Origin of the sequence: Lysinibacillus piscis (assembly GCF_026012395.1) — a bacterium.
Classification (GTDB): Bacteria; Bacillota; Bacilli; order Bacillales_A; family Planococcaceae; genus Lysinibacillus; species Lysinibacillus piscis.
Window position 1 is genome coordinate 12,974 of record NZ_BRZA01000009.1, and the last position, 25,541, is coordinate 38,514.

At 36.9% G+C, this 25,541-nt stretch carries 28 protein-coding genes; 27 read left to right on the forward strand and 1 reads right to left on the reverse strand.

Annotated elements, in window-relative coordinates; translation table 11 throughout:
* Nucleotides 1–47 precede the first annotated feature (47 nt).
* The 14 genes from OPF91_RS17795 (at nucleotide 48) to rsmI (ending at nucleotide 12,494) form a co-directional block, all read left to right on the forward strand.
* The gene (locus tag OPF91_RS17795; protein ID WP_264990280.1) at nucleotides 48–1,733 is read left to right on the forward strand and encodes an amylo-alpha-1,6-glucosidase; all 1,686 of its coding nucleotides are present in this window, start codon (nucleotides 48–50) and stop codon (nucleotides 1,731–1,733) included.
* Nucleotides 1,726–2,607 (forward strand): DMT family transporter, encoded by an 882-nt coding sequence (locus OPF91_RS17800; RefSeq protein WP_264990281.1) that lies wholly within the window; start codon nucleotides 1,726–1,728, stop codon nucleotides 2,605–2,607. Before OPF91_RS17795 ends, OPF91_RS17800 begins: the two co-directional genes overlap by 8 nt.
* A gap of 519 nt (nucleotides 2,608–3,126) precedes the next feature.
* A complete protein-coding gene (locus OPF91_RS17805) occupies nucleotides 3,127–4,116 on the forward strand; it encodes a LacI family DNA-binding transcriptional regulator (protein WP_264990282.1) in 990 nt (329 codons plus the stop codon).
* 239 nt (nucleotides 4,117–4,355) lie between these two features.
* On the forward strand, nucleotides 4,356–5,231 hold the full coding sequence (locus OPF91_RS17810) for an AraC family transcriptional regulator (protein ID WP_264990283.1): 876 nt from the start codon (nucleotides 4,356–4,358) through the stop codon (nucleotides 5,229–5,231).
* 112 nt (nucleotides 5,232–5,343) lie between these two features.
* Nucleotides 5,344–6,765: an aminotransferase class I/II-fold pyridoxal phosphate-dependent enzyme gene (locus OPF91_RS17815; RefSeq protein ID WP_264990284.1), complete on the forward strand. Its 1,422-nt coding sequence runs from the start codon at nucleotides 5,344–5,346 to the stop codon at nucleotides 6,763–6,765.
* A gap of 17 nt (nucleotides 6,766–6,782) precedes the next feature.
* Nucleotides 6,783–7,412: a dTMP kinase gene (tmk, locus tag OPF91_RS17820; protein ID WP_264990285.1), complete on the forward strand. Its 630-nt coding sequence runs from the start codon at nucleotides 6,783–6,785 to the stop codon at nucleotides 7,410–7,412.
* Between the two features lie 66 nt (nucleotides 7,413–7,478).
* Nucleotides 7,479–7,808: a cyclic di-AMP receptor DarA gene (darA, locus tag OPF91_RS17825; RefSeq protein WP_264990286.1), complete on the forward strand. Its 330-nt coding sequence runs from the start codon at nucleotides 7,479–7,481 to the stop codon at nucleotides 7,806–7,808.
* A 50-nt stretch (nucleotides 7,809–7,858) separates the two neighbouring features.
* On the forward strand, nucleotides 7,859–8,299 hold the full coding sequence (locus OPF91_RS17830) for a YaaR family protein (protein WP_264990287.1): 441 nt from the start codon (nucleotides 7,859–7,861) through the stop codon (nucleotides 8,297–8,299).
* Nucleotides 8,300–8,370: 71 nt separating this feature from the next.
* Nucleotides 8,371–9,375, forward strand: a complete 1,005-nt coding sequence (gene holB, locus OPF91_RS17835; protein ID WP_264990288.1) for a DNA polymerase III subunit delta' — start codon at nucleotides 8,371–8,373, stop codon at nucleotides 9,373–9,375.
* Nucleotides 9,368–10,183, forward strand: a complete 816-nt coding sequence (locus OPF91_RS17840) for a PSP1 domain-containing protein (protein WP_264990289.1) — start codon at nucleotides 9,368–9,370, stop codon at nucleotides 10,181–10,183. The genes holB and OPF91_RS17840 overlap by 8 nt, the downstream gene beginning before the upstream one ends.
* A gap of 27 nt (nucleotides 10,184–10,210) precedes the next feature.
* The gene (gene yabA, locus OPF91_RS17845; protein ID WP_264990290.1) at nucleotides 10,211–10,567 is read left to right on the forward strand and encodes a DNA replication initiation control protein YabA; all 357 of its coding nucleotides are present in this window, start codon (nucleotides 10,211–10,213) and stop codon (nucleotides 10,565–10,567) included.
* 64 nt (nucleotides 10,568–10,631) lie between these two features.
* Nucleotides 10,632–11,378, forward strand: a complete 747-nt coding sequence (locus tag OPF91_RS17850; protein WP_264990291.1) for a tRNA1(Val) (adenine(37)-N6)-methyltransferase — start codon at nucleotides 10,632–10,634, stop codon at nucleotides 11,376–11,378.
* On the forward strand, nucleotides 11,365–11,628 hold the full coding sequence (locus OPF91_RS17855; protein ID WP_264990292.1) for a GIY-YIG nuclease family protein: 264 nt from the start codon (nucleotides 11,365–11,367) through the stop codon (nucleotides 11,626–11,628). Before OPF91_RS17850 ends, OPF91_RS17855 begins: the two co-directional genes overlap by 14 nt.
* Nucleotides 11,625–12,494: a 16S rRNA (cytidine(1402)-2'-O)-methyltransferase gene (gene rsmI, locus OPF91_RS17860; protein WP_264990293.1), complete on the forward strand. Its 870-nt coding sequence runs from the start codon at nucleotides 11,625–11,627 to the stop codon at nucleotides 12,492–12,494. Before OPF91_RS17855 ends, rsmI begins: the two co-directional genes overlap by 4 nt.
* A gap of 79 nt (nucleotides 12,495–12,573) precedes the next feature.
* Here the strand turns inward: rsmI and abrB are convergent, their stop codons facing one another.
* Nucleotides 12,574–12,858, reverse strand: coding sequence for a transition state genes transcriptional regulator AbrB (abrB, locus tag OPF91_RS17865; RefSeq protein ID WP_264990338.1), 285 nt, complete (start codon nucleotides 12,856–12,858; stop codon nucleotides 12,574–12,576).
* 458 nt (nucleotides 12,859–13,316) lie between these two features.
* Here abrB and metG point away from each other — a divergent pair, with 458 nt between their 5' ends.
* From metG to OPF91_RS17930, 13 genes are all read left to right on the forward strand, one after another.
* The gene (gene metG, locus OPF91_RS17870; RefSeq protein ID WP_373877069.1) at nucleotides 13,317–15,296 is read left to right on the forward strand and encodes a methionine--tRNA ligase; all 1,980 of its coding nucleotides are present in this window, start codon (nucleotides 13,317–13,319) and stop codon (nucleotides 15,294–15,296) included.
* Between the two features lie 242 nt (nucleotides 15,297–15,538).
* On the forward strand, nucleotides 15,539–16,309 hold the full coding sequence (locus OPF91_RS17875) for a TatD family hydrolase (RefSeq protein WP_264990295.1): 771 nt from the start codon (nucleotides 15,539–15,541) through the stop codon (nucleotides 16,307–16,309).
* Nucleotides 16,310–16,444: 135 nt separating this feature from the next.
* Nucleotides 16,445–17,647: a resuscitation-promoting factor gene (locus OPF91_RS17880; protein ID WP_264990296.1), complete on the forward strand. Its 1,203-nt coding sequence runs from the start codon at nucleotides 16,445–16,447 to the stop codon at nucleotides 17,645–17,647.
* 294 nt (nucleotides 17,648–17,941) lie between these two features.
* On the forward strand, nucleotides 17,942–18,508 hold the full coding sequence (gene rnmV / locus OPF91_RS17885; RefSeq protein WP_264990297.1) for a ribonuclease M5: 567 nt from the start codon (nucleotides 17,942–17,944) through the stop codon (nucleotides 18,506–18,508).
* Entirely contained in the window at nucleotides 18,501–19,382 is an 882-nt protein-coding gene (rsmA, locus tag OPF91_RS17890) for a 16S rRNA (adenine(1518)-N(6)/adenine(1519)-N(6))-dimethyltransferase RsmA (RefSeq protein ID WP_264990298.1), read from the forward strand. The genes rnmV and rsmA overlap by 8 nt, the downstream gene beginning before the upstream one ends.
* Nucleotides 19,383–19,519: 137 nt before the next feature.
* Nucleotides 19,520–19,780: a biofilm formation stimulator Veg gene (gene veg, locus OPF91_RS17895; protein WP_264990299.1), complete on the forward strand. Its 261-nt coding sequence runs from the start codon at nucleotides 19,520–19,522 to the stop codon at nucleotides 19,778–19,780.
* Nucleotides 19,781–19,879: 99 nt separating this feature from the next.
* Nucleotides 19,880–20,065 carry a small, acid-soluble spore protein, alpha/beta type gene (locus OPF91_RS17900; RefSeq protein ID WP_264990300.1) on the forward strand — a complete coding sequence of 62 codons (186 nt, stop codon included), beginning with the start codon at nucleotides 19,880–19,882 and terminating at the stop codon, nucleotides 20,063–20,065.
* 223 nt (nucleotides 20,066–20,288) lie between these two features.
* Nucleotides 20,289–21,155, forward strand: a complete 867-nt coding sequence (gene ispE / locus OPF91_RS17905) for a 4-(cytidine 5'-diphospho)-2-C-methyl-D-erythritol kinase (RefSeq protein WP_264990301.1) — start codon at nucleotides 20,289–20,291, stop codon at nucleotides 21,153–21,155.
* Between the two features lie 56 nt (nucleotides 21,156–21,211).
* Complete coding sequence (gene purR, locus OPF91_RS17910; protein ID WP_264990302.1) at nucleotides 21,212–22,045, forward strand: pur operon repressor; 834 nt, start codon at nucleotides 21,212–21,214, stop codon at nucleotides 22,043–22,045.
* The gene (locus OPF91_RS17915) at nucleotides 22,042–22,416 is read left to right on the forward strand and encodes a RidA family protein (RefSeq protein ID WP_264990303.1); all 375 of its coding nucleotides are present in this window, start codon (nucleotides 22,042–22,044) and stop codon (nucleotides 22,414–22,416) included. The genes purR and OPF91_RS17915 overlap by 4 nt, the downstream gene beginning before the upstream one ends.
* 184 nt (nucleotides 22,417–22,600) lie before the next feature.
* Nucleotides 22,601–22,888, forward strand: coding sequence for a septation regulator SpoVG (spoVG, locus tag OPF91_RS17920; protein WP_264990304.1), 288 nt, complete (start codon nucleotides 22,601–22,603; stop codon nucleotides 22,886–22,888).
* Between the two features lie 179 nt (nucleotides 22,889–23,067).
* The gene (gene glmU, locus OPF91_RS17925; RefSeq protein ID WP_264990305.1) at nucleotides 23,068–24,438 is read left to right on the forward strand and encodes a bifunctional UDP-N-acetylglucosamine diphosphorylase/glucosamine-1-phosphate N-acetyltransferase GlmU; all 1,371 of its coding nucleotides are present in this window, start codon (nucleotides 23,068–23,070) and stop codon (nucleotides 24,436–24,438) included.
* A 24-nt stretch (nucleotides 24,439–24,462) separates the two neighbouring features.
* The gene (locus OPF91_RS17930) at nucleotides 24,463–25,422 is read left to right on the forward strand and encodes a ribose-phosphate diphosphokinase (protein ID WP_264990306.1); all 960 of its coding nucleotides are present in this window, start codon (nucleotides 24,463–24,465) and stop codon (nucleotides 25,420–25,422) included.
* The last annotated feature ends 119 nt before the right edge of the window (nucleotides 25,423–25,541 follow it).

Genomic DNA, 25,541 nt, shown 5'->3' on the forward strand with positions numbered 1-25,541 from the left:
GGAAACCCTGCTTATTGTATCGTAAGCCTATAAAGGAGAAAAAATCTATGAACTTAGATATTAGAGAGATTCCCTTTTCTCGATTCGGCTCCTATTTTTGTGTATCAAAGGAAAAGGATTCTGAGGAAATTTATATACGTGATGTACATGGTGGGGATGAGGCCCCGTCCAAACTGTTTAAGCTTGATCTTTTGCTGGGAGGTGTAGAAAAAGAGTTCGACATACTTGCAACAGAAACGTCATTGCGATTCTATTTAGTAGAAGATTTAGGGAAATATGCAGAAATCATCATTCCAGAAGAGGATGAATTACATATTGAAGTAAACGGTGTCGAAGTCCGTTTGCAGGCTAGTAAGGTGAAATATGACACCCTTCATGAATATGATGATGGAATGTATGAATACCACATCTATCCAAAGGAGTTAAAGCTTATGCTTAGCAGATGCTCTGGGGAAATGGCAGTAGATGCACCATGGAATGTAATTGGTAATGAGTTCATCGACATTCGCATGAAAAATGGTCATTTTGTCATCGAAAGCTACCGTACTGTTTTCAAGCCAAAGGAATACACTAATTTTGCAGCAGGTAAAGAAAAGGTTGAAAAGCTCTACCAAGAATGGTTTGACAATATGGCAGGGAAAGATGAAGTGTATCAGGCTTCAATTGACCGTGCTGCATACATCACATGGTCAAGCATAGTTCATCCACATGGTCTTTTAAAAAATTACGCGATGTATATGTCCAAACTTTGGATGTATAATATTTGGTCTTGGGATAATTGCTTTAATGCGTTACACCTTGGAAGGAACTATCCAGAACTTGCTTATGCGCAATTGAAAATTTTTATTGATACACAGGATGAGTCGGGGGCATATCCTGATTTTGTGAATGATAAATTTGTCTCTTATAATTGTATTAAACCACCTCTTTTCGCGTATGTTTATGAGAAATTAATGGAAGTTAACGATTATTTTAAGGATGTAGACCGACTGAGAACAGTTTATGAATCTACAAAAAATATCACGCAGTATTTTGATTTATACCGCACGTATGAAGGTAGACTGCCACATTATAAACATGGTAATGACTCTGGATGGGATAATGCCTCCTTGTTTCATCAAGGACTACCAATTGAGGCTCCCGATCTTGCAAGTTTTTTAATTCGGACATACGATATTTTAACAAAGTTTGCTGGCATACTTGGAGAAGAGGAAGAAGCAAAGCAATTTAAAGAAAAGGCAGATGCACAGTTTGCCTTATTAATGGAGAGGCTTCATGATGAAAAGGGCTTCTTTGGTCGTGTTGGTAAGGATGCAGAAAAAATTGATATTCGGTCCAGCTTGATTTTACGTTTACCAGTTTTAATCGGGTACCGCCTTGATACAAAGGTGATGGACCAATTAGTTACTGATCTTGTAGAAAACTTTGAAACAAAATATGGATTTGCAACAGAAATGCCATCAAGTTCATTTTATAAAGAAAATGGCTACTGGCTTGGACCAATTTGGGCTCCAGTCACGTATCTTTTGGTTGATTCATTAAAAAGTTTTGGCTACAGTAAAATTGGAGAAAGAATTAGCGAGAAGTTTTTAAAACTCACGCTTGTTGGTGGTATGGCAGAAAACTTCGATCCACATCATGGGAATGGACTTGTCGATACATCCTTTACATGGACATCAAGTGTCTTTCTAGAGTTACTTGAAAATTCAAAAGGTGAGAGATTGCATGCGTAAATATATTGGAGAGTTAGGTCTTACAATTGTAGCCATCATTTGGGGGAGCGGGTTTGTGGCCAGTGCAGTGTCACTTGAACATTATACACCGTATCAAATTCTAGCAATTCGTTTTCTAATTGGTGTTATTTTACTAAGTATTATCTTTTTTAAGAGAATCAAGCAGATCAAAAAAAGTACAATTATTAAAGGTGCTGTCATTGGTATCTTTTTATATCTGGCATTTGCGCTACAAACGGTCGGATTGGTGTATACGACGCCATCAAAAAATGCCTTCTTAACAGCGGTCAACGTGGTCATCGTTCCATTTATCGCATTGCTTATCTTCAAACGAAAAATAGATAAATTTGAGCTGTTTGGCGCAATACTTGCGATTACTGGTATTGGAGTGCTGTCATTGAAACTTTCAGGAGGCGTCAATTTTGGGGACTTCCTTACACTATTATGTGCAGTAGGCTTTGCATTTCATATTTTTTGCACAGCACAATTTGTTAAAGATGAAGACCCAGTATTGTTAACGGTTGTTCAAATGATGACTGCTTCCATTTTGGGGCTTATTGTGATTCTTTTCAAAGGTGAAATGAATTTTACAGTAAACTTTGAAGGGGGCTCTGCAGTTCTATACTTGGGTGTATTTTCAACGACGATTGCTTTTTTATTGCAAACAGTTGCACAAAAATTCACAACAGAAACGAATGCGGCGATTATTTTATCAACGGAAGCATTCTGGGGTATGATATTTTCTGTCATCATTTTAAGTGAGGTTTTAACTGTAAAAATGATTATTGGAGCAGTGCTAATTCTAGTGGCAATTATTGTATCTGAAACAAAGCTAAAATTTTTGAAAAAGAAAAATTGTAAAGAAATTTTATAGTAGATTTTCCTGTAATGGACATTTGTCAAATTATTAAATTTGAGATGAGAGAAAGCTTATATTGTATAGGAGATAACCCATCATTAGACATGGGATGAAAGGTATCCTTTTTGCGGAGTAGAATACTTCTTGCTATACTTGGCGTATAAACAGGTACAAGTTGTTAAAACATATTGTAAGCTACGTGATTAATAAAATAATAGATACTATCCATACAAAATCATCAGTTTCACTAATTACAATTGTGAAAAATAAAGCACTTCATTTACCATGAAATTATCTGAGTTCAAAGCTTTGCTACTATTATTGTGGATATAAGAAATGGATTTGGAGTTTTCTAACCACACATGTCATTACGACAAGGAATGGAAGTCTGTGGAATGTTATAGCAACCATAAGTAGTGATGAATGATGATTAAATGTTAAATCTAAGTTGAAATATAGTGATTTTGTGGACTTGTATATATTTCATAGTGGCGTGTCAAAAGAGAAGTTTATTAAATAAAGTGGGGATGAAATATGGCGACAATTAAAGATATAGCAGATTTGGCGCGTGTTTCCATAGCGACAGTCTCCCGAGTTTTAAATTATGATGAGACACTGAATGTGACTCCTGAGACAAGAAAGAGAATTTTTGAAGCGGCTGAAGAATTAAATTATGTCGTTACTTCAAAGAAGAAAAAGAGGGGAGTGGTTGGTCTATACTATTCCTATTCGCTTGAAGAGGAATTAGTTGACACCTACTATCTCTCGATTCGAGTCGCGTTAGAAAAGAAGCTTGAAAATATGGGAATGGAATGCTTAAAAATTAACAAAGACGACACCAAAAGAAGTCTTTCAAAAATAGATGGGATTATCTGTCTTGGAACGTTTAAAAAGGTAGATATTGAATTAATCAAGAGCTTTGATAAACCCTCGGTGTTTGTTGATGCAAATCCAGATGAAAATCACTTTGATGCCGTTGTAATTGATTTTAATTCAGCAACGAAAAAGGCACTTAATTACTTAGTAGAGTTAGGTCATAAAAATATCGGCTTTATTGGCGGTGTTGAGACTGATATGTATGGTAACCGTTTCAAGGATTTACGGCAGGATGTTTTTGAAACATATTTGAAGGAGAAAGGTATTTTCAAAGAGAATTTCGTTAAAATTGGTGGCTACAATCCACGAGATGGGTATCAAATCTTAAAGGAAATGTTAAACCAAGATGAAAAGCCAACAGCTCTATTTGTTGCAAATGATTCAATTGCAGTTGGTTGCTACAAGGCAGCTTATGAGTTAGGTGTGAAAATTCCAGAGGATTTAAGTATTGTTGGCTTCAATGATGTATCCTCTGCGCAATACATGGTTCCACCACTTACTACAGTGAAGCTTTACACAGAGATTATGGGGGAGTCTGCAGTCGATTTACTGCTTGAACGTATTGCAACCAAACGTGAAATCTGCAAAAAAGTGACCATTCACACAAAGCTGATTGTTCGAGGGAGCGCAACAAAGGTGAAAAAATAATTGATAAACCACGAGACTTTATAGATGTTTCGTGGTTTTTATCTTGGCTCAACGGGTATTAAATGTCTACTGAAATAGTAGAACCCCCATATCCTGTGCCAATGACTGAGTGACCAATCTCAGTGTTGCTTTACTTTGCATTTGAGTATACCTCATAGATGGTCCTACAAAACAGAGCAAGAAATGTCGGATGTGTCACGATCTTTCTTGCTATTATAGGGATGAAGGAGGGATATGGTGTGGATATGTTGAAAAAGATGAACGAGGCAGTAGCTTATATAGAAGAAAATTTAACAAATACAATCGATTATCAAGAAATAGCGAGACTTGCTTATTGCTCAGAATATCACTTTAGAAAAATGTTTTCCTTCGTTGCAGGTATTTCCATTGCAGAGTATATTCGTCGTAGGCGTCTGACGGTTGCAGCACTAGAGCTTAGAAACAATAATAGAAGTATTATGGATATTGCTATCAAATATGGGTATAGTTCAGCGGATTCATTTACGAGAGCTTTTCAGCATTTACATGGGATAACATCGTCAGAAGCAAAAAATAATGGTCAATTATTGAAGGCTTATCCGCGAATTTCCTTCCAACTATCTGTTAAAGGAGCGATTGAAATGAATTATCGATTTGAAGATAAAGAGAATTTTCGCATTGTAGGTATTCAAAAAAGAGTGCCAATTGTATTTGAAGGTGAAAATACTGAAATTACAGATATGCTAAAAATGCTGAATATGGAGGATATAACGTATCTTAAAAGGCTTTCAAATATCGAGCCGATGGGAATTATTCAAGCATCTACAAACTTTTCTGAAGGGCGAATGGAGGAAAAGGGTGAACTAGATCATTATATAGGTGTAGCGACAACACATGAATATACTGGTGACTTTGTACAATTGGAAGTGTCCGCATGTACGTGGGTAGTATTTGATGCGATTGGACCATTTCCCCAAACACTTCAAGAAACATGGGGGCGTATTTATGCGGAATGGTTTCCAACAGCTAGCTATGAACAATGTGAGGGACCTGAAATTGTAAGACATACAAGCACTGATTTTAGCTCTCCCACTTTTACAAGTGAGATATGGATACCCGTTAAAAAGATAATATAATTTTTGATGATAAAGAATTTTTTAGCTGTCCTATTTAATAGGATGGCTTTTTTAACATACTAAAATTTCGTATAATGAAAGGAGAATATAATGGAAATGAGTGTGTTTTATTTTGCAGAGGAAAAAACCAATTGTAGAAGGGTTAGAACGATTTCGACAACAGCAAAATGTGTCTTTTCATGTTCCAGGGCATAAACATGGTGAGCTCTCTCACTTACCACAAGCCTTTAAAGATGTGATGCGCTATGATGTAACAGAATTAACTGGTTTGGATGATTTGCATCACCCTGAAGAGATGATACTCGAAGCAGAGCAATTATTAGCAGATACATATGGTGCAATGAAAAGCTTCTTTCTTGTAGGCGGTTCTACTGTTGGCAATTTAGCAATGATTTATGCGGTTTGTAAGAAAGGTGATACAATTATTGTTCAACGCAATGCTCATAAATCTATTTTCCATGCGATTGAGCTTGTTGGAGCCAAACCGATTTTTATATCACCACTATGGGATGAGCGAACACTAACAGTTACACATGTGACATTCCAAATTGTAAAAGAAGCTGTGGACCGTTTTCCAGAAGCACGAGCAGTAGTCATCACAACGCCTACTTACTATGGAATAACATCGCATGAAATTCAACAACAAATAACATATTGTCATGAAAAAAATATCCCCGTTTTAGTAGATGAGGCACATGGGGCACATTTTAATGCTTGTTCACTCTTTCCTGCATCTACTTTGACAGCTGGTGCAGATGTCGTTGTACAATCGGCACATAAAACATTACCTGCAATGACAATGGCCTCCTTTATACATGTCAATTCGACAATAGTCGATTCGCATAAAATAGATCATTATTTGAGAATGTTGCAATCTAGCAGCCCATCCTATCCATTATTAGCTTCTTTAGATGATGCACGTCACTATGTGCAGACATATATGGAGAGTGATGGAGCATATGTAATAGAGAAAAGACAGCAATGGATTGAGGCGTTACGTGCAATTGGATCATTGGAAGTGATTGAAGTAGATGATCCTTTAAAATTATTGCTTCGAGTAGCTGGCTATAGCGGATTCCAATTACAGGAAGCCTTAGAATCACGACATATTTATAGTGAGCTGGCAGATGCCCATCAAGTATTATTAATATTGCCTTTGCTAAAACAGGGTAGTTCTTATCCATTTGCGGAAATTCGCACGTATATTAAAGATGCCATAACAGCATTAGTAAGTACACCAAAAACAGAAAATTTATCTATATCACAAAACTATCATTTTGAGCCTATTTCGGAGCCACATTATACAATAGATGAGGTAGAATCGGCAACGAAGGAATGGTTGCCTTATATGCGTACACTAGGAAAAATTTCAGCACGTATGATTATTCCTTATCCGCCTGGCATTCCTTTGCTAGTACCTGGTGAGAAGATAACAGTTGCTAAGTTAAGCCAACTGGAGGAGCTATTAGCGATGGGGGCGACGTTCCAAGGGCAACATCGGTTAGCAGAAAAAATGATTGAGGTTATTAAATAGTTGGAGGCAATCATAAGATGAAACAAAGTTTATTTATTACATTTGAAGGACCTGAAGGCGCAGGGAAGACAACCGTTATTCAAAAAATTGCAGAGCGTTTAGCAGAAAATCATATAGATGTTTTAGCAACAAGAGAGCCTGGTGGTATTGAAATTGCTGAAAAAATTAGAGAAATTATTTTAAATCCTGCACATACGGCGATGGATGAGCACACAGAGGCTTTGTTATACGCAGCTGCAAGAAGCCAGCATTATTTTGAAAAAGTTCGACCTGCTTTGGATGCTGGGAAAATCGTGATTTGTGACCGTTTTATTGATTCATCTCTTGCTTATCAAGGTTATGCGAGAGGTATTGGGATGGAAGAAGTGCTAGCTATTAATGAATTTGCTATTGGCAAAAAATTACCTGATATGACCATTTTATTTGACCTTTTACCTGAGGTTGGCTTGGCTCGTATTCATACACATCATGAACGTGAAGTAAATCGCTTAGATGTAGAAAACTTAGCTTTCCATCAAAAAGTACGCGAAGGTTATTTGCAGCTTGTCGCACAATATCCAGAGCGAATACATGTGATTGATGCAGCGCAAAGTATAGAGGCAGTTGTTGATAGTGTTTGGTCAGTATTATGGGAAAGAATACAGTAAATTTGTGAAGTTGTTTAATGGATTGTGCTATAATAAAGTTATATATACTAAAAGGGGTGAATGTACATGAAGTTAGTTGTCGCTGTAGTACAGGATCAAGATAGTAATCGTTTATCGAATGCGTTAACGAAAAATCAATTTCGTGCGACTAAATTAGCGAGTACAGGGGGCTTTTTACGTTCTGGGAATACGACGTTTCTAATTGGAACAGAAGACTCTCTCATACCTAAACTTTTAGATATTATCCGTGATAATTGTCGCGCACGGGAACAAATGGTAGCACCTGTTTCACCATTAGGGGGCAATGCAGACTCCTATTTGCCATATCCTGTGGAAGTAGAGGTTGGCGGAGCGACTGTCTTTGTTTTACCGATTGAACAATTCCATCATTTTTAACGCTTAATATACCTGTGAAGTGACTATAGTATGTAAGGAGGAGCAGTGCGATGAAAATTAATCAGGACATACGAGTTGGCATGAATACCAATCGTAAAGAGCCTTTGCAAAATAATAATCCAAACAATCGATTTGGCGAAATGGTTGTCAAGCAAGGCTCCAAATTACAAACGGAACAATTAACACGACTATTAGGCGATATTACTACTGCGGGCGATCGTGTAGCGAGATCTCGTAATTTACGTGAGCTTGCACGCTTTAAAATGTTAGTCAAGCGCTTTTTACAAGAAACGGTCGAACATGGTATGGAATTAAAGCAATCACACACATGGAACCGTTTTGGTGAAGGAAGACGTTTAAAAATTATTGAAACGATTGATGCACGTCTTGTGGAGTTAGCACAAGATATTTTAGATGAAGAGAAAGAAGCCATTGATTTACTTGATAAAATTGGAGAGATTAAAGGTTTACTTATCAATCTGTATATATAGAACCCGTATCTCATTCTCTTGTAGATACGGGCTTTTTTCAAATGGAATGGAGAGAAAGGAATTTCACGAATATGGTCAAAAATGTTGACGAACTGTTAATATTGCAGCCAGTCGTAATGAAACAGCTTCAAACAATCTTTGAAAAGAATAGATTAGCACATGCCTATATTTTTGATGGCGAAAAAGGAACAGGAAAAGCTGATATTATGCAGTTTTTTGTCAAATTAATGCTGTGTGAAAGTCCAAATATGAATGTTCCATGTGAAACATGTCGAAATTGTAGACGTGTTGATTCAGGCAATCATCCTAATATCCATCAACTGTATCCAGATGGTCAATTTATTAAAATTGATCAAGTACGTGAATTAATGGCTGAATTGAAAATGGTGGGTGTGGAAGAAGGACGCAAAATTTATGTGTTACATCATGCGGATCGACTGAATGTAGCATCTGCTAATATGATTCTTAAATTTTTAGAGGAGCCAGAGGGAGAGGTAACGGCTATTTTGTTGACAGAGCAAATCCAAGCCGTTTTACCGACCATCCGTTCACGTTGCCAATATATTAAATTTCAAAAAATGCCTCGTCATGTATTATTACAGCAATTACAAGAGCATCATGTTGTACCTGCTCTAGCATCAACTGTTAGTATGCTGACGAATGAATTTGAAAATGCCTTATTTTTAGCAAATGATGAGCAGTTTGCACATGCTCGAAAAACAGTGTTAAAATTAGTAGAAGCCATTCAGCAAAATGTACATGAGGCAATGCTTGTTGTACATGAAGAATGGTTGCCACATTTTAAGGAAAAAAATGAAATAGAACAAGCATTAGATTTACTATTATTTGCATATCGTGATATAGTGTCAATAAAAGCTAATCCCGAAGCAGCTTGCACTTACCCAGACAGGTTACAGTTCTTCAAAGAAATTGCTCTGCATTCGACATATGAACAGTTATCAAGTCAAATGGAGGCTATTTTACAAGCACGTCTATCTTTGGAACGTAACATGAATCGAGCATTAATGTTGGAGCAGCTAATGCTAAATCTGCAGGAGGGAAATACATTTGTATAATGTAGTAGGAGTACGCTTTAAAAAAGCGGGGAAAATATATTATTTTGATCCAGCATCATATGCTCTAGATGACAGCCAATATGTGATTGTTGAGACAGCTCGAGGTGTAGAGTATGGAAAGGTCGTTGTACCTTGCAAAGTTGTTGGAGAAAATGATGTCGTATTACCATTAAAGCAAGTATTACGACCAGCTGATGAGCGAGATCGTATTCAAGTAGAAGAAAATATGAATGAATCCAAACGTGCATTTGACCTTGCTAGTACGAAAATTACTGAGCATAATTTAGAAATGAAACTGGTGGATGTTGAGTATACATTTGATCGTAATAAAATTATTTTTTATTTTACTGCTGAAGGGCGTGTCGATTTTAGGGATCTTGTAAAAGATTTAGCTTCTGTTTTTCGCACACGTATCGAACTTCGTCAAATTGGTGTTCGTGATGAAGCAAAGCTACTAGGTGGTATTGGTCCATGTGGTCGCATGCTTTGCTGTTCCACTTTTTTAGGCGATTTTGAGCCTGTTTCGATTAAAATGGCAAAGGATCAAAACCTTTCATTGAACCCATCTAAAATATCAGGGCTTTGTGGACGACTGATGTGTTGCTTGAAGTATGAAAATGATGAGTATGAGGAAGCTAAGGAAGGCATGCCTGATATTGATGAAGTGACAATGACGCCAGATGGTCGTGGTAAAGTTGTTGGTTTAAATGTATTAGAAAGATTAATTCAAGTATATTTATTTGAACAAGAGCGTACGGTTGAATATACATTAGAAGAACTGTTAGCATGTGAAAAAAATCTTATTTAAGATAGATCATTTAACGAGGTGGCTTGAGTGAAGGACCGTAATTTCTTAGATACTGTTATGGAGTTCGAACAACAGCTCGAAGCAATGCAGGTGCAATTTGGTGCATTGAAGCAATTTGTAGCATTAATGATGGAGGAGCATAAGGCATTAGAAACAGAAAATGATCACTTACGTGCACGTTTAGATGAGCTGGTTGCCAAAGAGGAAACTGTACAAGTAGCAGCGGTGAAGAAAACGAGCCCATTGGATATTGGCGAAGGCTATGATAATCTAGCACGTTTATATCATGAAGGTTTTCATGTTTGTCATGTACACTTTGGAAGTTTACGCAAAGGTGAAGATTGCCTATTTTGTCTGTCATTTTTAAATAAACAAAATGTGTAAAAGAAGGCTGATTCCCACGTAGGTGGTGTCAGTCTTTTATTTTGTATAATGGGGAGTGGAATGTATGGAAGAATGGTTAAAGGATGATGAACGTTTAGACTATTTATTAGCTGAAAATTTAAGGATTATTCAAAGTCCATCTGTTTTTTCGTTTTCATTGGATGCAGTATTACTTTCAAAGTTTGTCAATGTTCCACATCATAAAGGGAAAATGGTGGATTTATGTTCAGGGAATGGGGTTATTCCATTATTTTTAAGTGCACGTACAAAGGGACATATTACAGGAGTAGAAATTCAACCCCGTCTATTTGATATGGCAGAGCGCAGTATTCGCTATAATCAACTAGAAGGGCAAATTCAAATGGTACTTGGCGATGTCAAAGAAATCCCACAACAGCTTGGAATTGAAAAATATGATGTCGTGACGTGTAATCCACCTTATTTTTTAGCACATGAGGCTAGTGACCGTAATATTAGTGAACATCATGCTATCGCTCGCCACGAACTTTATTTAACATTGGAAGAAGCAATACAGTCGGCAAGCCGATTATTAAAGCAAGGTGGAAAGGCAGCTTTTGTGCATCGCCCAGGTCGTTTATTAGATATAGTGACAGCAATGCGTGCGAATCGTTTAGAGCCGAAGCGTATACAGTTTGTTTATCCGAAAGAAGGCAAAGAAGCTAATACCTTATTAATTGAAGGCATAAAGGATGGTAAGCCTGATTTAAAAATTTTACCACCTCTTTACGTATATAAGGAAGATAATGAATATACAGCGGAAGTGAGCGAGCTGCTATATGGAAAAGAGTAACGAACATTACTTTTATGTATTAGAGTGTGTAGATCATACATACTATGCAGGCTACACAAATAATGTGGAAAAACGTGTCGCTGTACATAATGCAGGTAAAGGGGCAAAATATACAAGAGCTAGAATGCCAGTGAAGTGTATTTACACAGAGCAATTTTCGACAAAACAGGAGGCAATGCGTGCAGAGTATGCCTTTAAACAACTAACACGCATACAGAAAATAAAATATATGGGGGAGCGTCCACAATGAAATCCCAAAAAAGTACAATGTATCATACAGGCTGTTTATATTTAGTAGGGACACCTATCGGAAATTTAGAGGATATGAGTGTGCGAGCATTACGCATTTTAAAAGAAGTAGATATTATTGCAGCAGAAGATACACGTAATACAAAAAAATTATGTAATTATTTCACAATAGAGACACCACTGATTAGTTATCATGAGCATAATATAGAAGTGGGCGGTGAAAAGCTATTGACACTTTTACAGGAGGGGAAAACGATTGCCTTAGTCAGTGATGCAGGATTGCCATGTATTTCTGATCCAGGAGCAGATATTGTGGAAAAGGCAATTGCTTTAGATTTTCCTGTAGTACCTATACCTGGACCAAACGCAGCATTGTCAGCATTAATTGCCTCAGGTTTGACACCACAGCCATTTTTCTTCTATGGTTTTTTGAATCGTCATAAAAAAGAACGTAAACAGCAGCTAGAGCAACTAAAAAAACGTCAGGAAACCATTTTATTATATGAAGCACCACATCGTTTAAAGGATACATTAAAAGATATGGAAGCGATTCTTGGCAATCGACGAATTGTGCTAGCAAGGGAATTGACAAAGAAATTTGAAGAATTTTTACGTGGTACATTGCAAGAAGCGATAGAATGGTCACAGACAGAGGAAATCCGTGGCGAATTTTGCATTGTATTAGAAGGTAATATGAATGTTGAAGAAGAACCAGAGGAAACATACTGGCAGGACATGTCGATTGTAGAGCATGTCGAGTATGTGATGGAACATTTGAATATGACATCGAAGGAAGCCATTAAAGAAGTGGCTAAGCTACGCCAAGTTGCGAAGCGAGATGTTTATAATGAATATCACCAAGAATAATTAGTTATAATTGGATATAATTTCTCGAAAATCCAATAAAAAGGACACCGGAATAATTCAATTCAGGTGTCCTTTTGTATTATTTGTTAAGGTTAGATTGGATTTCTTTAATTAATTGTTCTGCACCTTCTGGGCTTAAAATTAATTTACCACCAACTAGACGGAAGTTATCATCAGAAACTTCACCAGTTACAGCACATGTCATATTAGGCATGTATTTTTTTAAGATGATTTTATCATCATCTACATAAATTTCTAATGCGTCTTTTTCTGCAATACCTAATGTACGGCGTAACTCGATAGGAATTACCACACGACCTAATTCATCTACTTTACGAACGATACCTGTTGATTTCATAATTATTTGCCTCCTAGTAATAAAAGTTATATCGGTTTTTCGTCATTTTTCGACATAAAATCCTTTTCTGATAGTTATCATACCAAGTAATGCCATAAACGTCAATTAATTAATGCATAAATTTTAAAGTTTTTTAAAAATATTTTTGACGTTAATAAAGATATATCGGTGTTTTTAAAGGTTTTTTACTATATATTTTATTTTATAGTAAAAAAGATTCTGCTTTAAGACAGTATATGGTTTAGTATATTTTTCGACATAATTCGCTAAAAATAAGTCGAATTCTATTGATATGATAAAAATATTGATGACTGATACTTTACTTTCACAACGAATTACAACTAAATATTTTCAAATTGATTTAAAAAATAAGCTAAAAAAATACTAACGAATGTAGAATAGGGAGAAACTTTGATTGAAAGGCATTTCGTACTTCGTTAGAATAGATAATATACTGTGAAACAATGGAGGCAGCTCTTGTGAGTGAACAACAAAAAACATTTTATATAACAACCCCAATTTATTATCCAAGTGGAAAATTTCATATTGGTACAGCTTATACAACTGTTGCATCAGATACAATGGCACGTTATAAACGTTTACGTGGTTATGATGTACGTTTTTTAACAGGTATGGACGAGCATGGACAAAAAATTCAGGAAAAAGCAGCTGAAGCAGGTAAGCATCCACAGGAGTACGTTAATGAAATTGCGGATGCTGCGAAAAAGCTTTGGGCAATGATGGATATTTCTTATGATGACTTTATTCAAACAACAGAAGAGCGTCATACAGAAACGGTCGAAAAGATTTTCCAAAAGTTTTTAGATAATGGTGATATTTATAAAGGGGAATATGAAGGCTGGTATTGTACACCTTGTGAATCCTTCTTTACAGAAACACAATTAGTTGATGGCAATTGCCCTGACTGTGGTCGCCCTGTCCATAAAGTAAAGGAAGAATCGTACTTCTTTAATATGAAGAAATACGCAGAGTGCCTATTAGCCTACTATGAGGAAAATGTCGAATTCATTGAACCTGAATCACGAAAAAATGAAATGATTAATAATTTCATTAAACCAGGATTAGAAGATTTATCTGTGTCCAGAACATCATTCGACTGGGGCATTAAAGTTCCTGGTGATCCTAAGCATGTTATTTATGTATGGGTAGATGCTCTGACAAATTATATTACATCACTTGGCTATCTATCAGAAGACGATACACTCTTTAAAAAATACTGGCCAGCAGATGTTCATGTTGTAGGGAAAGATATTGTACGTTTCCATACAATTTATTGGCCAATTTTCCTGATGGCATTAGACTTACCGCTTCCTAAAAAGGTGTTTGCACACGGCTTTATCATGATGAAAGATGGAAAAATGTCGAAATCAAAAGGAAATGTTATTTATCCTGAAATGTTAATCGAACGTTATGGGCTAGATGCAACACGCTATTTCTTATTACGTGAACTTCCATTTGGTTCGGATGGCGTCTTTTCACCAGAATCTTTTGTTGAACGTACAAACTTTGATTTGGCAAATGATTTAGGGAATTTATTGAATCGTACAATTTCAATGATTAACAAATATTTTGATGGCACAATTCCTAGTGAAAATCTACAAGCGACAGAATTTGATGCAGCATTAAAAGAGCAAGCTGAATCGGTGCGTATTAAATATGAAGAAACTATGGAAAAAATGCAGTTTAGTGTTGTATTAGCGGACATTTGGACGCTTGTCTCACGCACAAATAAATACATTGATGAAACACAGCCATGGGTTTTGGCGAAAGATGAGGAAGACCTACCGAAATTAGGGGCTGTTATGCGAAATTTAGCAGAAAGTTTACAGCAAATTGCCGTTATGTTACAACCATTCATGACATCTACACCAAAACGCATCATTGAACAATTAGGATTGGATGACAAATTTTTAGCATGGGCAACGATTGAAACATTCGGCAATACTATTCCAGCAAACATTAAAGTGGTAGAAAAAGGGATACCAATTTTCCCACGTTTAGATAGTGAAATTGAGATTGCTTATATACGTGAAGAAATGCGTGGTTCTATTAAATCACCACAGCAAGAAGAAGTACAAGCAATCGAAGTTCCAGAAATTCCAGAAATCACAATGGATGATTTTATGAAAGTGGATTTACGTGTAGCAACAGTAACAGCATGTGAGACAATACCAAAAGCAGATAAACTATTAAAGCTACAGGTTGATCTTGGATATGAGCAACGACAGGTAGTATCGGGGATTGCTAAGTTCTATTCACCGGATGAATTAATAGGTCAAAAAGTGATTGTTGTAGCAAACTTGAAACCAGTTAAACTACGTGGCGAGCTATCACAAGGTATGATTTTAGCGGGTGAAAAAGATGGAATTTTAAAATTGGCATCTGTTGACCCACAACTTGAGAACGGTGCAAAGGTAAAGTAAGTATTTTATAAGGGCCTGCTGAATATATAACATTCAGCAGGTTTTTTAAATCACAGATAGATATTATTTAAAAATAATTTATACATTAAAAATTCATTCGGTTTTTTGGGTATATAGTAACGATTTGTGCTATGTCTTATATGTGTAATGTCACAATACTCCTTCGTTTGTAATGGAATTGTAACATTAATGCAAAATATGAAATAATAATTTTTAATAAAATGACGATAGGAGCAATGAAAATGTTTATTGATACACATGTACATTTGAATGCAGATCAGTATGAAGAAGATTTACAAGCTGTTATTGATAGAGCGCTTGAAGCGAAGGTCGAAACGATGGTTGTCATTGGCTTTGATCGAAAAACGATTGAAAAGACGATGGAGCTAATCGAGCAATATGATTTTGTTTATGGTGTCATTGGTTGGCACCCTGTAGATGCAATTGATTGTACAGAAGAAGACCTACAATGGATAGAGCAGTTAGCTGCACATCCTAAAATTGTGGGCATTGGTGAAATGGGCTTGGACTACTATTGGGATAAATCACCCAAAGATGTTCAGCAAGCGCTTTTCCGTAAGCAAATTCATTTAGCTCAAAAATTAAATTTACCAATCATTATTCATAATCGAGATGCTACAGGTGATGTGGTGCAAATTTTACGTGAAGAAAATGCAGCATCTGTAGGTGGCATTATGCACTGTTTTGGTGGCAGCGTGGAGACAGCTCGTGAATGTATTGCAATGAATTTCATGATTAGTCTTGGTGGCCCTGTGACATTTAAAAATGCACGCTTACCAAAAGAAGTAGCGACAGAAATACCTTTAGCACATTTGTTGATTGAAACAGATGCACCTTATTTAGCACCACATCCTTATCGTGGGAAACGTAATGAACCAGCTTTTGTACCGTTAGTAGCGGAAGAAATTGCTAAATTAAAAAATTTATCAATTGAAGAAGTGGCACAGGCAACAACAGCTAATGCGAAAAAGTTTTTTAAATTAGATGTTTAGCTAGTTGAAACGCCTCCGATACTGGGTTTTCAGTTGGTCAAAAAAAGCGGACTTACATTTTTGTCAGGATATTTGAGTTGACAGAGCGAAATCTAGTCCGTATAATCCAACTTTGTATTAAGGAGGCGTTTTTTCATGTTAAAAAATTCCATGAAAAACTTGTTCTTAGGATCATGGAGGAGTAATCAAACAGTTATAAGAATTATTTCGCTTGTACTGTTTGTAGCCGTTGTGTCGTTTGTTTTGTATCAAGGAACTAAAAACACTGTAACACTTGAAGCAAATGGAGAGACACTAAAGATCGCAACACATGCTAAAACTGTAGAACAATTACTGCAAAATCAAAATATAACCATAACAGAGCATGATAAGGTATCACCCTCTCTGAATACCCAAATTACTAAGGGATTAGCAATTAAATGGGAACAGGCAAAAGAAGTAACTATTTCAGTTGATGGAAATCAGTCAAAAGTTTGGACAACTGAAACACATGTGAAAGACATTTTGAAAGAAGCAAATATCCATGTATCTGAGCATGATGCAATAGCACAAGGTCTAGATACAGAGATAGGGACGGATCACAAAATTGATATTCAAAAGGCGTTTCAAGTATCGCTTGTTGATGGAGTGAATCAACAGCAAGTATGGTCCACTTCGACTACGGTCGCTAACTTTTTAAAACAACAAGGAATTCAGCTCAATGAATTCGATCGTGTCGAAAATAATCTGGAAGACGCTATTACTCCAGAAAGTAAAATCACAGTAGTTCGCGTAGAAAAGGTTATCGATGTAGTGGAAGACTCTTTAGACTTCGCAATTGAAAAAAAGAAGGATGCTTCGTTGCAAAAGGGCAAGGAAAAAGTAGTCACAAAGGGCGAGAAGGGTGTAGTATCTCGAACATATGAAGTGACCAAAGAGAATGGTAAAGTAGTGACAAAAAATTTACAAACTGAAAAAGTTGTAAAAGAACCTAAAAAGCAGGTTGTAGCAGTAGGAACGAAGGTTTTAGTAGCGAGCGTTTCTCGTGGTACAGCAGAGCCTGCTAGTGGGCAAGAATTTTATGTAACAGCAACAGCTTACACACCGTATTGTAATGGCTGTACAGGTAAATCAGCGACAGGTATTAACTTGCGCGCAGCATCTGGTATGAAGGTAATTGCCGTAGACCCATCGCTTATTAAGCTAGGTTCAAAAGTTTGGGTCGAAGGCTATGGTACTGCTATTGCTGGTGATACAGGTGGCTCGATTAGAGGAAATAAAATTGATGTACTTGTACAATCAGATAACCAAGCACGTAGCTGGGGTCGTAAAAAAGTCCGCATTAAAGTATTAAATTAAAAAATATGTAAAATTAATCAATTGCATTTCACTATAGGTATGTGCAGTATTTTCTAGTGGGATAGGTGTTTGTAATATCCGCTGAGACAAAGAAAAGCTAGCATTTATTTCGATATCTATTGCGATAAGAGCTTGTTATTTTACTTTCAAAATCAAAATGTATTTCTTTCACAAATAGTAGCTTTCCTGTATTGACTGGCGGGAAAGCTTTTTTCCGTGTTTGGTGTAGTTCTGTACAATTAGTAGAGGCGGTTGTAAAATAATTTGAAGGTATATAGAAAAGAGGCGCTTGATTTGCAAATACAAGAAATCATCGTTGTAGAGGGAAAAGATGATACAGTAGCTATTAAGCGTGCTGTACAGGCAGATACCATTGAAACAAATGGCTCAGCTATTTCAGAAGAAACATTACAACGTATTCAACACGCACAAAATAAACGTGGTGTCATTGTTTTCACAGACCCAGACTATCCAGGAAGGCGCATTCGAGCTATTATCGAGGAGCGTGTAAAAGGCGTGAAGCATGCTTTTTTACCAAAGGCAAAGACTATCGCTAAAAACGGTAAAGGGCTAGGGATAGAGCATGCAGCAGATGAGGATATTCGAGAGGCATTGCGTCAAGTATATACACCAAGTGATATGACACATATACAAGATAGTATAACAATGGAGGATTTAATCACAGCTCATTTAATTGGTCATCCAAAAGCGAAGGCTCGTCGTGATCGTCTAGGTGAAATTTTAAATATTGGTGCTACAAATGGTAAGCAACTTCATAAAAGATTAAAAATGTTTCAAATTACAGAAGAACAGTTTGGCGCTGCTATTACACAGCTAAATCAGGGGGAGAAAAATGTATAAAGATATTGCCACACCGATTAGAACACAGGAGATTTTAAAGAAATACGGATTTTCATTCAAAAAAAGCTTAGGACAAAATTTCTTAATCGATCCCAATATTTTGAGAAATATTGTGGGTCATGCAAATTTAACTGAAAATAGCGGTGCAATTGAAGTCGGTCCTGGTATTGGTGCATTAACAGAGCATTTAGCACGCCAAGCAAAAAAAGTCGTATCATTTGAAATTGATCAACGTTTATTGCCAGTGCTGGAGGATACATTAAGTCCTTATGATAATGTGACGATTATACATTCAGATATATTGAAGGCTGATGTTGCACAAGTAATAAAAGAAGAGATGTCTGATGTTGAAGATATTATGGTGGTAGCCAATTTACCATATTACGTGACAACGCCTATTTTGTTGAAGCTGCTGCATGATCAGTTGCCGATTCGTGGTTTTGTAGTCATGATGCAGAAGGAGGTAGCGGATCGTATTACAGCTAAGCCTGGGACAAAGGAATATGGTTCTTTATCTATTGCCATTCAATATTATGTGAAAGCTGATATTGCAATGACAGTGCCAAAAACAGTATTTATGCCTCAGCCAAATGTGGATTCCGCTGTCATTCGTCTTATTAAGCATGATGAGCCGCCTGTAAAAGTAATTGATGAGGAATTTTTATTTACTGTGACACGTGCGTCGTTTGTACAAAGACGGAAAACCATTTTTAATAACCTACAATCAGGTTTACCAAATGGCAAAGCACAGAAAGAGCATATTATAGAAGCATTGCATTTAGCTGGTATTGAGCCAACACGTCGAGGTGAAACCCTTACGATTCAGGAGTTTGGTAAATTAGCAGACGCTTTGTATCCAATATTTTCAAAATGATAAATCGTTTAAATTTTATGCCATAAAAAACGTAAAAATAAGTTGACAACATTTATTGTGGGCTGATAAAATAATATATTTTGTTGACATTTTTGGGCGTATTGCTTATACTTATAAGTAGTGAGGTGTAAGCGAAAATGCCAAAAACTTTAGCGGACATTAAAAAGTCGTTGGATTGTCATTTGGGGAAACGTTTGCATTTAAGAGCAAACGGAGGTCGTAAGAAGACATTGGAAAGTGCGGGCGTATTACGTGAAACATATCGTGCCATCTTTGTCGTTGACCTTGAGCAAGAAGACGATACATGCAAGCGCGTATCGTATAGCTACACAGATATTTTAACAGAGGCAGTAGAAATTACGTTTTTAGACGAAACAAAGGCTGCAATTGCCAAATAGTTTCTATATTTTAAAACACTCATGTATGTGAAAACTGCATGAGTGTTTTATCCTTATTTGGACATACTATAGTTATCAGTTGCCAAAGGAGGAGTTTATATGCCTAGAAAAAAAGGTATCATGTCACCTCGTTTAAAAGAAGAGATTGCGAAAGAGCTTGGATTTTATGATGTTGTACAAAAAGAAGGATGGGGCGGTATTAAGGCTCGAGATGCTGGTAATATGGTCAAGCGTGCTATTGAAATGGCTGAACGAGCAAGTGAATCGTCACAAGCTAATAAGTAAATCACTTATTAAAGAATCCCGATTGATACAACTATAGCAACTGATGAATGAGAGCCGTACACCAAACAAAGGTATGCGGTTCTTTTTTCCGTTTACGGTGTACATTATGATAAAATAAAGGGAACAATTATCTGAGGGAATACGTGGAATATTCGTCAGATTCATCATTGAAATAGATGAATGCACGATATGAGAAAGACGTGAAGTCGAAGGAGGAATCAAGATGCTTTATGTAAAAGCACCCGCCAAAATAAATTTAACGTTAGATGCTTTATATAAACGAGCAGATCGTTATCACGAGGTAGAAATGGTAATGACGACTGTAGATTTAGCAGATCGCATTGGTTTGGAGCCACTGAAGGACGATCAAATCAAAATTATTTCTTCAGATAATTTTGTACCACATGATCATCGTAATTTGGCGTATCAGGCAGCGCGTCTACTGAAAGATACATATGGTATTACGCAGGGTGTAGCCATTACCATTGAGAAAGAAATTCCTGTCGCAGCTGGCTTAGCAGGTGGTAGTAGCGATGCAGCTGCTACATTAAAGGGATTAAATGAATTATGGGATTTACAGCTATCCATTGATACATTAGCGGAGCTAGGAGCGCAAATAGGCTCAGATGTATCTTTCTGTGTGTATGGCGGTACAGCATTAGCAACAGGACGTGGAGAAAAAATTCAAGAATTACCCGCACCCCCACAATGCTGGGTTGTATTAGCAAAGCCTAAAATTGGTGTTTCAACAGCGGAAGTATATGGTGGACTAAAAGTGGAAGAAGTAGTGCATCCAAACACCCAGCAAATGATTCAGGCGATTGAAACAGGGGATTATGACTTAGTATGTGCCTCATTAGGAAATGTTTTGGAAACTGTCACATTTAAGCTACATCCTGAAGTGGTGATGTTGAAGGAGCAAATGAAACGTTTTGGAGCAGACGCAACATTAATGAGTGGAAGCGGTCCAACGGTATTTGGCCTTGTCAACAGTGAAGCGCGTGTGAATCGTATTTATAATGGTTTACGAGGATTCTGTGAGGAAGTATATGCCGTTCGTATTTTAGGAGAACGAAATATACTTGCTTAAAGACGCATGTTTATGTTAATTTTACCTATAAATATTCGTGTTTAGGAGAGGGTCGCATGAAATGGAAACGTAGTGAACGACTTGTTGATATGACGTACTATTTACTAGAACATCCACATCAGCTGATCCCGCTAACTTATTTTTCTGAATTATATCAATCAGCTAAATCCTCTATTAGTGAAGATTTAACGATTGTAAAAGAAACTTTCGAAGAAAAAGGAATCGGGTTATTGATGACAGTGCCAGGTGCAGCAGGCGGAGTGAAATATATTCCGAAAATGTCTGAGCATGAGGTGCGAGCAGTCATTCAAGATTTACAAAATGAGCTTGAGCATTCAGATCGTTTGTTGCCAGGTGGTTATTTATTTATGACGGATTTACTCGGTAATCCAGATTTAATTAACCGAGTGGGGAAAGTCTTTGCCTCTGCATTTGCTGACCAACAAATCGATATTATCATGACGGTGGCTACAAAAGGTATTTCAATTGCACATGCTATTGCAAGACACTTAAATGTTCCTGTGGTTGTTGTGAGAAGGGATAGTAAAGTTACAGAGGGTTCGACAGTGAGCATTAACTATGTATCTGGTTCTTCCAGAAGAATTCAGACAATGGTATTATCAAAAAGAAGCATGAAAAGTGGACAGCGTGTGCTCATCACGGATGATTTTATGAAAGTCGGCGGTACGATGAATGGCATGAAAAATCTATTAGAGGAATTCGACTGCCAGCTAGCAGGTATTGCAGTGCTTGTAGAGGCTGAACATGCAGGAGAAACATTAGTAGATGATTATTATTCACTAATTAAGCTTCATGAAGTAAACGAGAAAGATCGTACAATTGAACTGAGTGAAGGCAATTATTTTACGAAAAGGGGATATGATCAATGAATGTAGTAGCAACGACAAATGCACCAGCAGCAATCGGACCGTACTCACAAGGAATTCTTGTGAATGGGATGTTTTATAGCTCAGGTCAAATTCCATTAACAGCAACAGGCGAATTAGTGGAAGGTGACATTGTAGCACAAACAAACCAAGTTTTTGCTAACTTAAAAGCAGTATTAAAGGCGGCAGGCACATCTTTAGACAATGTTGTCAAAACGACTGTTTTTGTCAAAGATATGAATGAATTTGCTGCGATGAATGAAGTATACGCTAGTCATTTTGGTGAGCATAAGCCAGCACGCTCTACTGTTGAAGTGGCTCGTTTACCACGCGATGTAAAAGTTGAAATTGAAGTTATTGCTATCGTTAAATAAAGTAGCGCAAAGCACACTGAACTTATTCGGTGTGCTTTTTCTATTTAGCAAGTTAAAATAATATTATATCGAAAAGTATTCAAATTTTTTAGAAAATTTGATAAACTATGTGGACAGGAAAATATTCGCTAATTTAGAATGCATTTTTCCGTTAGGTTTTGTATGAGGAAAGGAGGCCAAACGTATGGAAGTTACTCATGTTAGATTGCGTAAAGTGCAAACAGAAGGGCGCATGCGTGCAATTGTATCCATTACGCTGGACAATGAATTTGTTATTCATGATATTCGTGTAATTGAAGGGAATAATGGCTTGTTCGTGGCAATGCCAAGCAAACGAACACCAGATGGAGAATTTAGAGATATTGCACATCCTATTAATTCAGAAGCTCGCAATAAATTACAAGATATTATTTTAAATGAATATCACAATTTTAGTGAGCAAGAAGAAGTATTAGAAGAAATCGGTGTGTAAATAATAATTACATACATGTTAACCAGTGTAGATGGGAAGAGTCTTGAAGAAGGCTCTTTTTTTATTTGATTATAAAAAAGTGTGGGTGTTCATCTTTTTGTCAAGTCTACATACCTTGAAAATAAATGGCTTTTGCTATATAGTCATAATAGAAAAAGAGTGCATTGGAGGACTTATCGATGAGCAATATTTTTGCTGTCATTTTGGCTGCGGGTCAAGGTACACGTATGAAGTCCAAATTATATAAAGTGCTCCATACTGTATGTGGAAAGCCCATGGTACAACATGTGGTAGACCATATTCAAGAATTAGGTGTTCAACGTATCGTTACAATTGTTGGACATGGAGCAGAGAAAGTACAGCAGCAACTTGGTACGAAAAGCGAATATGTACTACAGCAAGAGCAACTAGGTACTGCACATGCTGTTCAACAAGCACAGCCTATTTTAGAAAATGAAGAAGGTATCACATTAGTTGTCTGTGGTGATACACCTTTAATCCGTCCAGAAACAATGCAGGCCTTGTTGAAGCATCATCAAGAAAAGGGTGCGAAAGCCACTATCCTTACAGCAATCGCTGATAATCCAACAGGCTATGGTCGTATTTTACGTGGACACAATGGGCAAGTTGAGCAAATTGTGGAGCAAAAAGATGCTTCGCCAGAGCAACAAGTAGTGAAGGAAATCAACACAGGCACATATTGCTTTGACAATAAGGCTTTGTTTGAGGCATTAAAACTTGTGAAAAATGATAATGCACAAGGGGAGTACTATTTACCTGATGTCATTGAAATTTTGCAAAAGCAAGAAGCTGTTGTGGAAGCTTATGTGACAGAAGACTTTGAAGAAACGTTAGGCATCAATGATCGTGTAGCGTTATCACAAGCTGAAACAATTATGCGTGCAAGAATTAATGAAAAGCATATGCGCAATGGTGTGACAATCATTAACCCAGAAACAACACACATTAGTGTAGACGCAGAAATTGGGCGTGACACAGTACTTCAACCAGGCACAATTATTGAAGGCAAAACAGTTGTTGGTGAAGATTGTATCATTGGACCGAATACACAATTGATAGCTAGTCGTATTGGGGATAGAACAACGATTCATTCCTCTGTTGTACGTGAAAGTGTCATTGCAGATGATACAGCTATTGGGCCTTTCGCACATATTCGTCCACAATCTACCATTGGAAGTCATGCGAAAATCGGTAATTTTGTAGAAGTGAAGAAGAGTACATTAGGTGATGATACGAAGGTATCACATTTAAGCTATATCGGTGATGCGGAGATTGGTCAAAATGTCAATATCGGCTGTGGCTCTATTACCGTGAATTATGATGGAAAAAATAAATTCCAAACAATTATTGAAGATGATGTATTTGTAGGATGTAACACGAATTTAGTAGCACCAGTGAGAGTTGGAAAAGGTTCATTTATTGCAGCAGGATCAACGATTACAAAAGAAGTTCCTGAGGACGCACTAGCCATTGCTCGTGCAAGACAAGAAAACAAGCCCAATTATGTTAGTAAATTAAATTTAAAATAATTATCAACTAAACAGGAGGCCATCATGCCATATCATTATGCAAACTCACAATTAAAAATCTTTTCATTAAATTCGAATAATCCACTTGCGCAAGAAATTGCGAAGGAAATGGGTGTAGAACTAGGAAAATCCTCTGTTAAACACTTCAGCGATGGAGAGATTCAAATTAACATTGAAGAAAGTATTCGTGGGTGTGATGTGTTTATTGTGCAATCTACTTCTGCACCTGTAAACGAACATTTAATGGAACTTTTAATTATGGTGGATGCAGTGAAACGTGCGTCTGCTCGTACAGTAAACGTTGTAATGCCTTATTACGGCTATGCACGTCAAGACCGTAAAGCAAAAGCGCGTGAGCCAATTACAGCGAAATTAGTAGCAAACTTACTTGAAACAGCAGGTGCAACACGTGTAATCGTATTAGATTTACATGCACCACAAATTCAAGGATTCTTTGATATTTTGATTGATCATTTAATGGCAGTACCTTTATTATCAGATTACTTTAAGTCAAAAGGTATTCCAGAGGACGAATTAGTCATCGTTTCTCCAGACCATGGTGGTGTGACACGTGCTCGTAAAATGGCAGAGCGTCTAAAAGCACCGATTGCGATTATTGACAAACGTCGTCCAAAACCAAATGTGGCAGAAGTAATGAACATCGTTGGTAATGTAGAAGGTAAAGTGGCAATCCTGATTGATGATATTATTGATACAGCAGGTACGATTACAATTGGTGCAGATGCGCTACGTGCTGCTGGCGCTAAAGAAGTATATGCTTGTTGCTCACACCCAGTACTATCTGGACCAGCTATTGAGCGTATCGAAAATTCCGCTATTAAAGAATTAGTAGTGACAAACACGATTCAATTGTCTGAAGAAAAGCTATCACCAAAAATTAAACAGCTTTCTGTAGCGAAATTAATGGCTGATGCAATTTCTCGTGTATATGAAAACAAATCTGTAAGTACATTATTCGATTAATTAAATATCGCCACTGTTGAGAACAAAATCTCTCAACAGTGGCTTTTTTTATCTTGGTACAGGGGAATACATTGCTGACGCTGCATTTCACTACGCTTTCGCACAGAAAAACCGTGTGT

Bases quoted from the DNA above. Each gene is read 5' to 3' on its own strand.
- holB (WP_264990288.1), top strand. From the start codon at position 8,371: ATGGTCAAAAATGTTGACGAACTGTTAATATTGCAGCCAGTCGTAATG.
- metG (WP_373877069.1), top strand. From the start codon at position 13,317: ATGGAGGCAGCTCTTGTGAGTGAACAACAAAAAACATTTTATATAACA.
- OPF91_RS17875 (WP_264990295.1), top strand. From the start codon at position 15,539: ATGTTTATTGATACACATGTACATTTGAATGCAGATCAGTATGAAGAA.
- ispE (WP_264990301.1), top strand. From the start codon at position 20,289: ATGCTTTATGTAAAAGCACCCGCCAAAATAAATTTAACGTTAGATGCT.
- OPF91_RS17805 (WP_264990282.1), top strand. From the start codon at position 3,127: ATGGCGACAATTAAAGATATAGCAGATTTGGCGCGTGTTTCCATAGCG.
- OPF91_RS17830 (WP_264990287.1), top strand. From the start codon at position 7,859: ATGAAAATTAATCAGGACATACGAGTTGGCATGAATACCAATCGTAAA.
- glmU (WP_264990305.1), top strand. From the start codon at position 23,068: ATGAGCAATATTTTTGCTGTCATTTTGGCTGCGGGTCAAGGTACACGT.
- purR (WP_264990302.1), top strand. From the start codon at position 21,212: ATGAAATGGAAACGTAGTGAACGACTTGTTGATATGACGTACTATTTA.
- spoVG (WP_264990304.1), top strand. From the start codon at position 22,601: ATGGAAGTTACTCATGTTAGATTGCGTAAAGTGCAAACAGAAGGGCGC.
- OPF91_RS17855 (WP_264990292.1), top strand. From the start codon at position 11,365: ATGGAAAAGAGTAACGAACATTACTTTTATGTATTAGAGTGTGTAGAT.
- OPF91_RS17850 (WP_264990291.1), top strand. From the start codon at position 10,632: ATGGAAGAATGGTTAAAGGATGATGAACGTTTAGACTATTTATTAGCT.
- OPF91_RS17915 (WP_264990303.1), top strand. From the start codon at position 22,042: ATGAATGTAGTAGCAACGACAAATGCACCAGCAGCAATCGGACCGTAC.
- OPF91_RS17795 (WP_264990280.1), top strand. From the start codon at position 48: ATGAACTTAGATATTAGAGAGATTCCCTTTTCTCGATTCGGCTCCTAT.
- veg (WP_264990299.1), top strand. From the start codon at position 19,520: ATGCCAAAAACTTTAGCGGACATTAAAAAGTCGTTGGATTGTCATTTG.
- OPF91_RS17800 (WP_264990281.1), top strand. From the start codon at position 1,726: ATGCGTAAATATATTGGAGAGTTAGGTCTTACAATTGTAGCCATCATT.
- OPF91_RS17900 (WP_264990300.1), top strand. From the start codon at position 19,880: ATGCCTAGAAAAAAAGGTATCATGTCACCTCGTTTAAAAGAAGAGATT.
- darA (WP_264990286.1), top strand. From the start codon at position 7,479: ATGAAGTTAGTTGTCGCTGTAGTACAGGATCAAGATAGTAATCGTTTA.
- rsmA (WP_264990298.1), top strand. From the start codon at position 18,501: ATGTATAAAGATATTGCCACACCGATTAGAACACAGGAGATTTTAAAG.
- OPF91_RS17930 (WP_264990306.1), top strand. From the start codon at position 24,463: ATGCCATATCATTATGCAAACTCACAATTAAAAATCTTTTCATTAAAT.
- tmk (WP_264990285.1), top strand. From the start codon at position 6,783: ATGAAACAAAGTTTATTTATTACATTTGAAGGACCTGAAGGCGCAGGG.
- rsmI (WP_264990293.1), top strand. From the start codon at position 11,625: ATGAAATCCCAAAAAAGTACAATGTATCATACAGGCTGTTTATATTTA.
- OPF91_RS17880 (WP_264990296.1), top strand. From the start codon at position 16,445: ATGTTAAAAAATTCCATGAAAAACTTGTTCTTAGGATCATGGAGGAGT.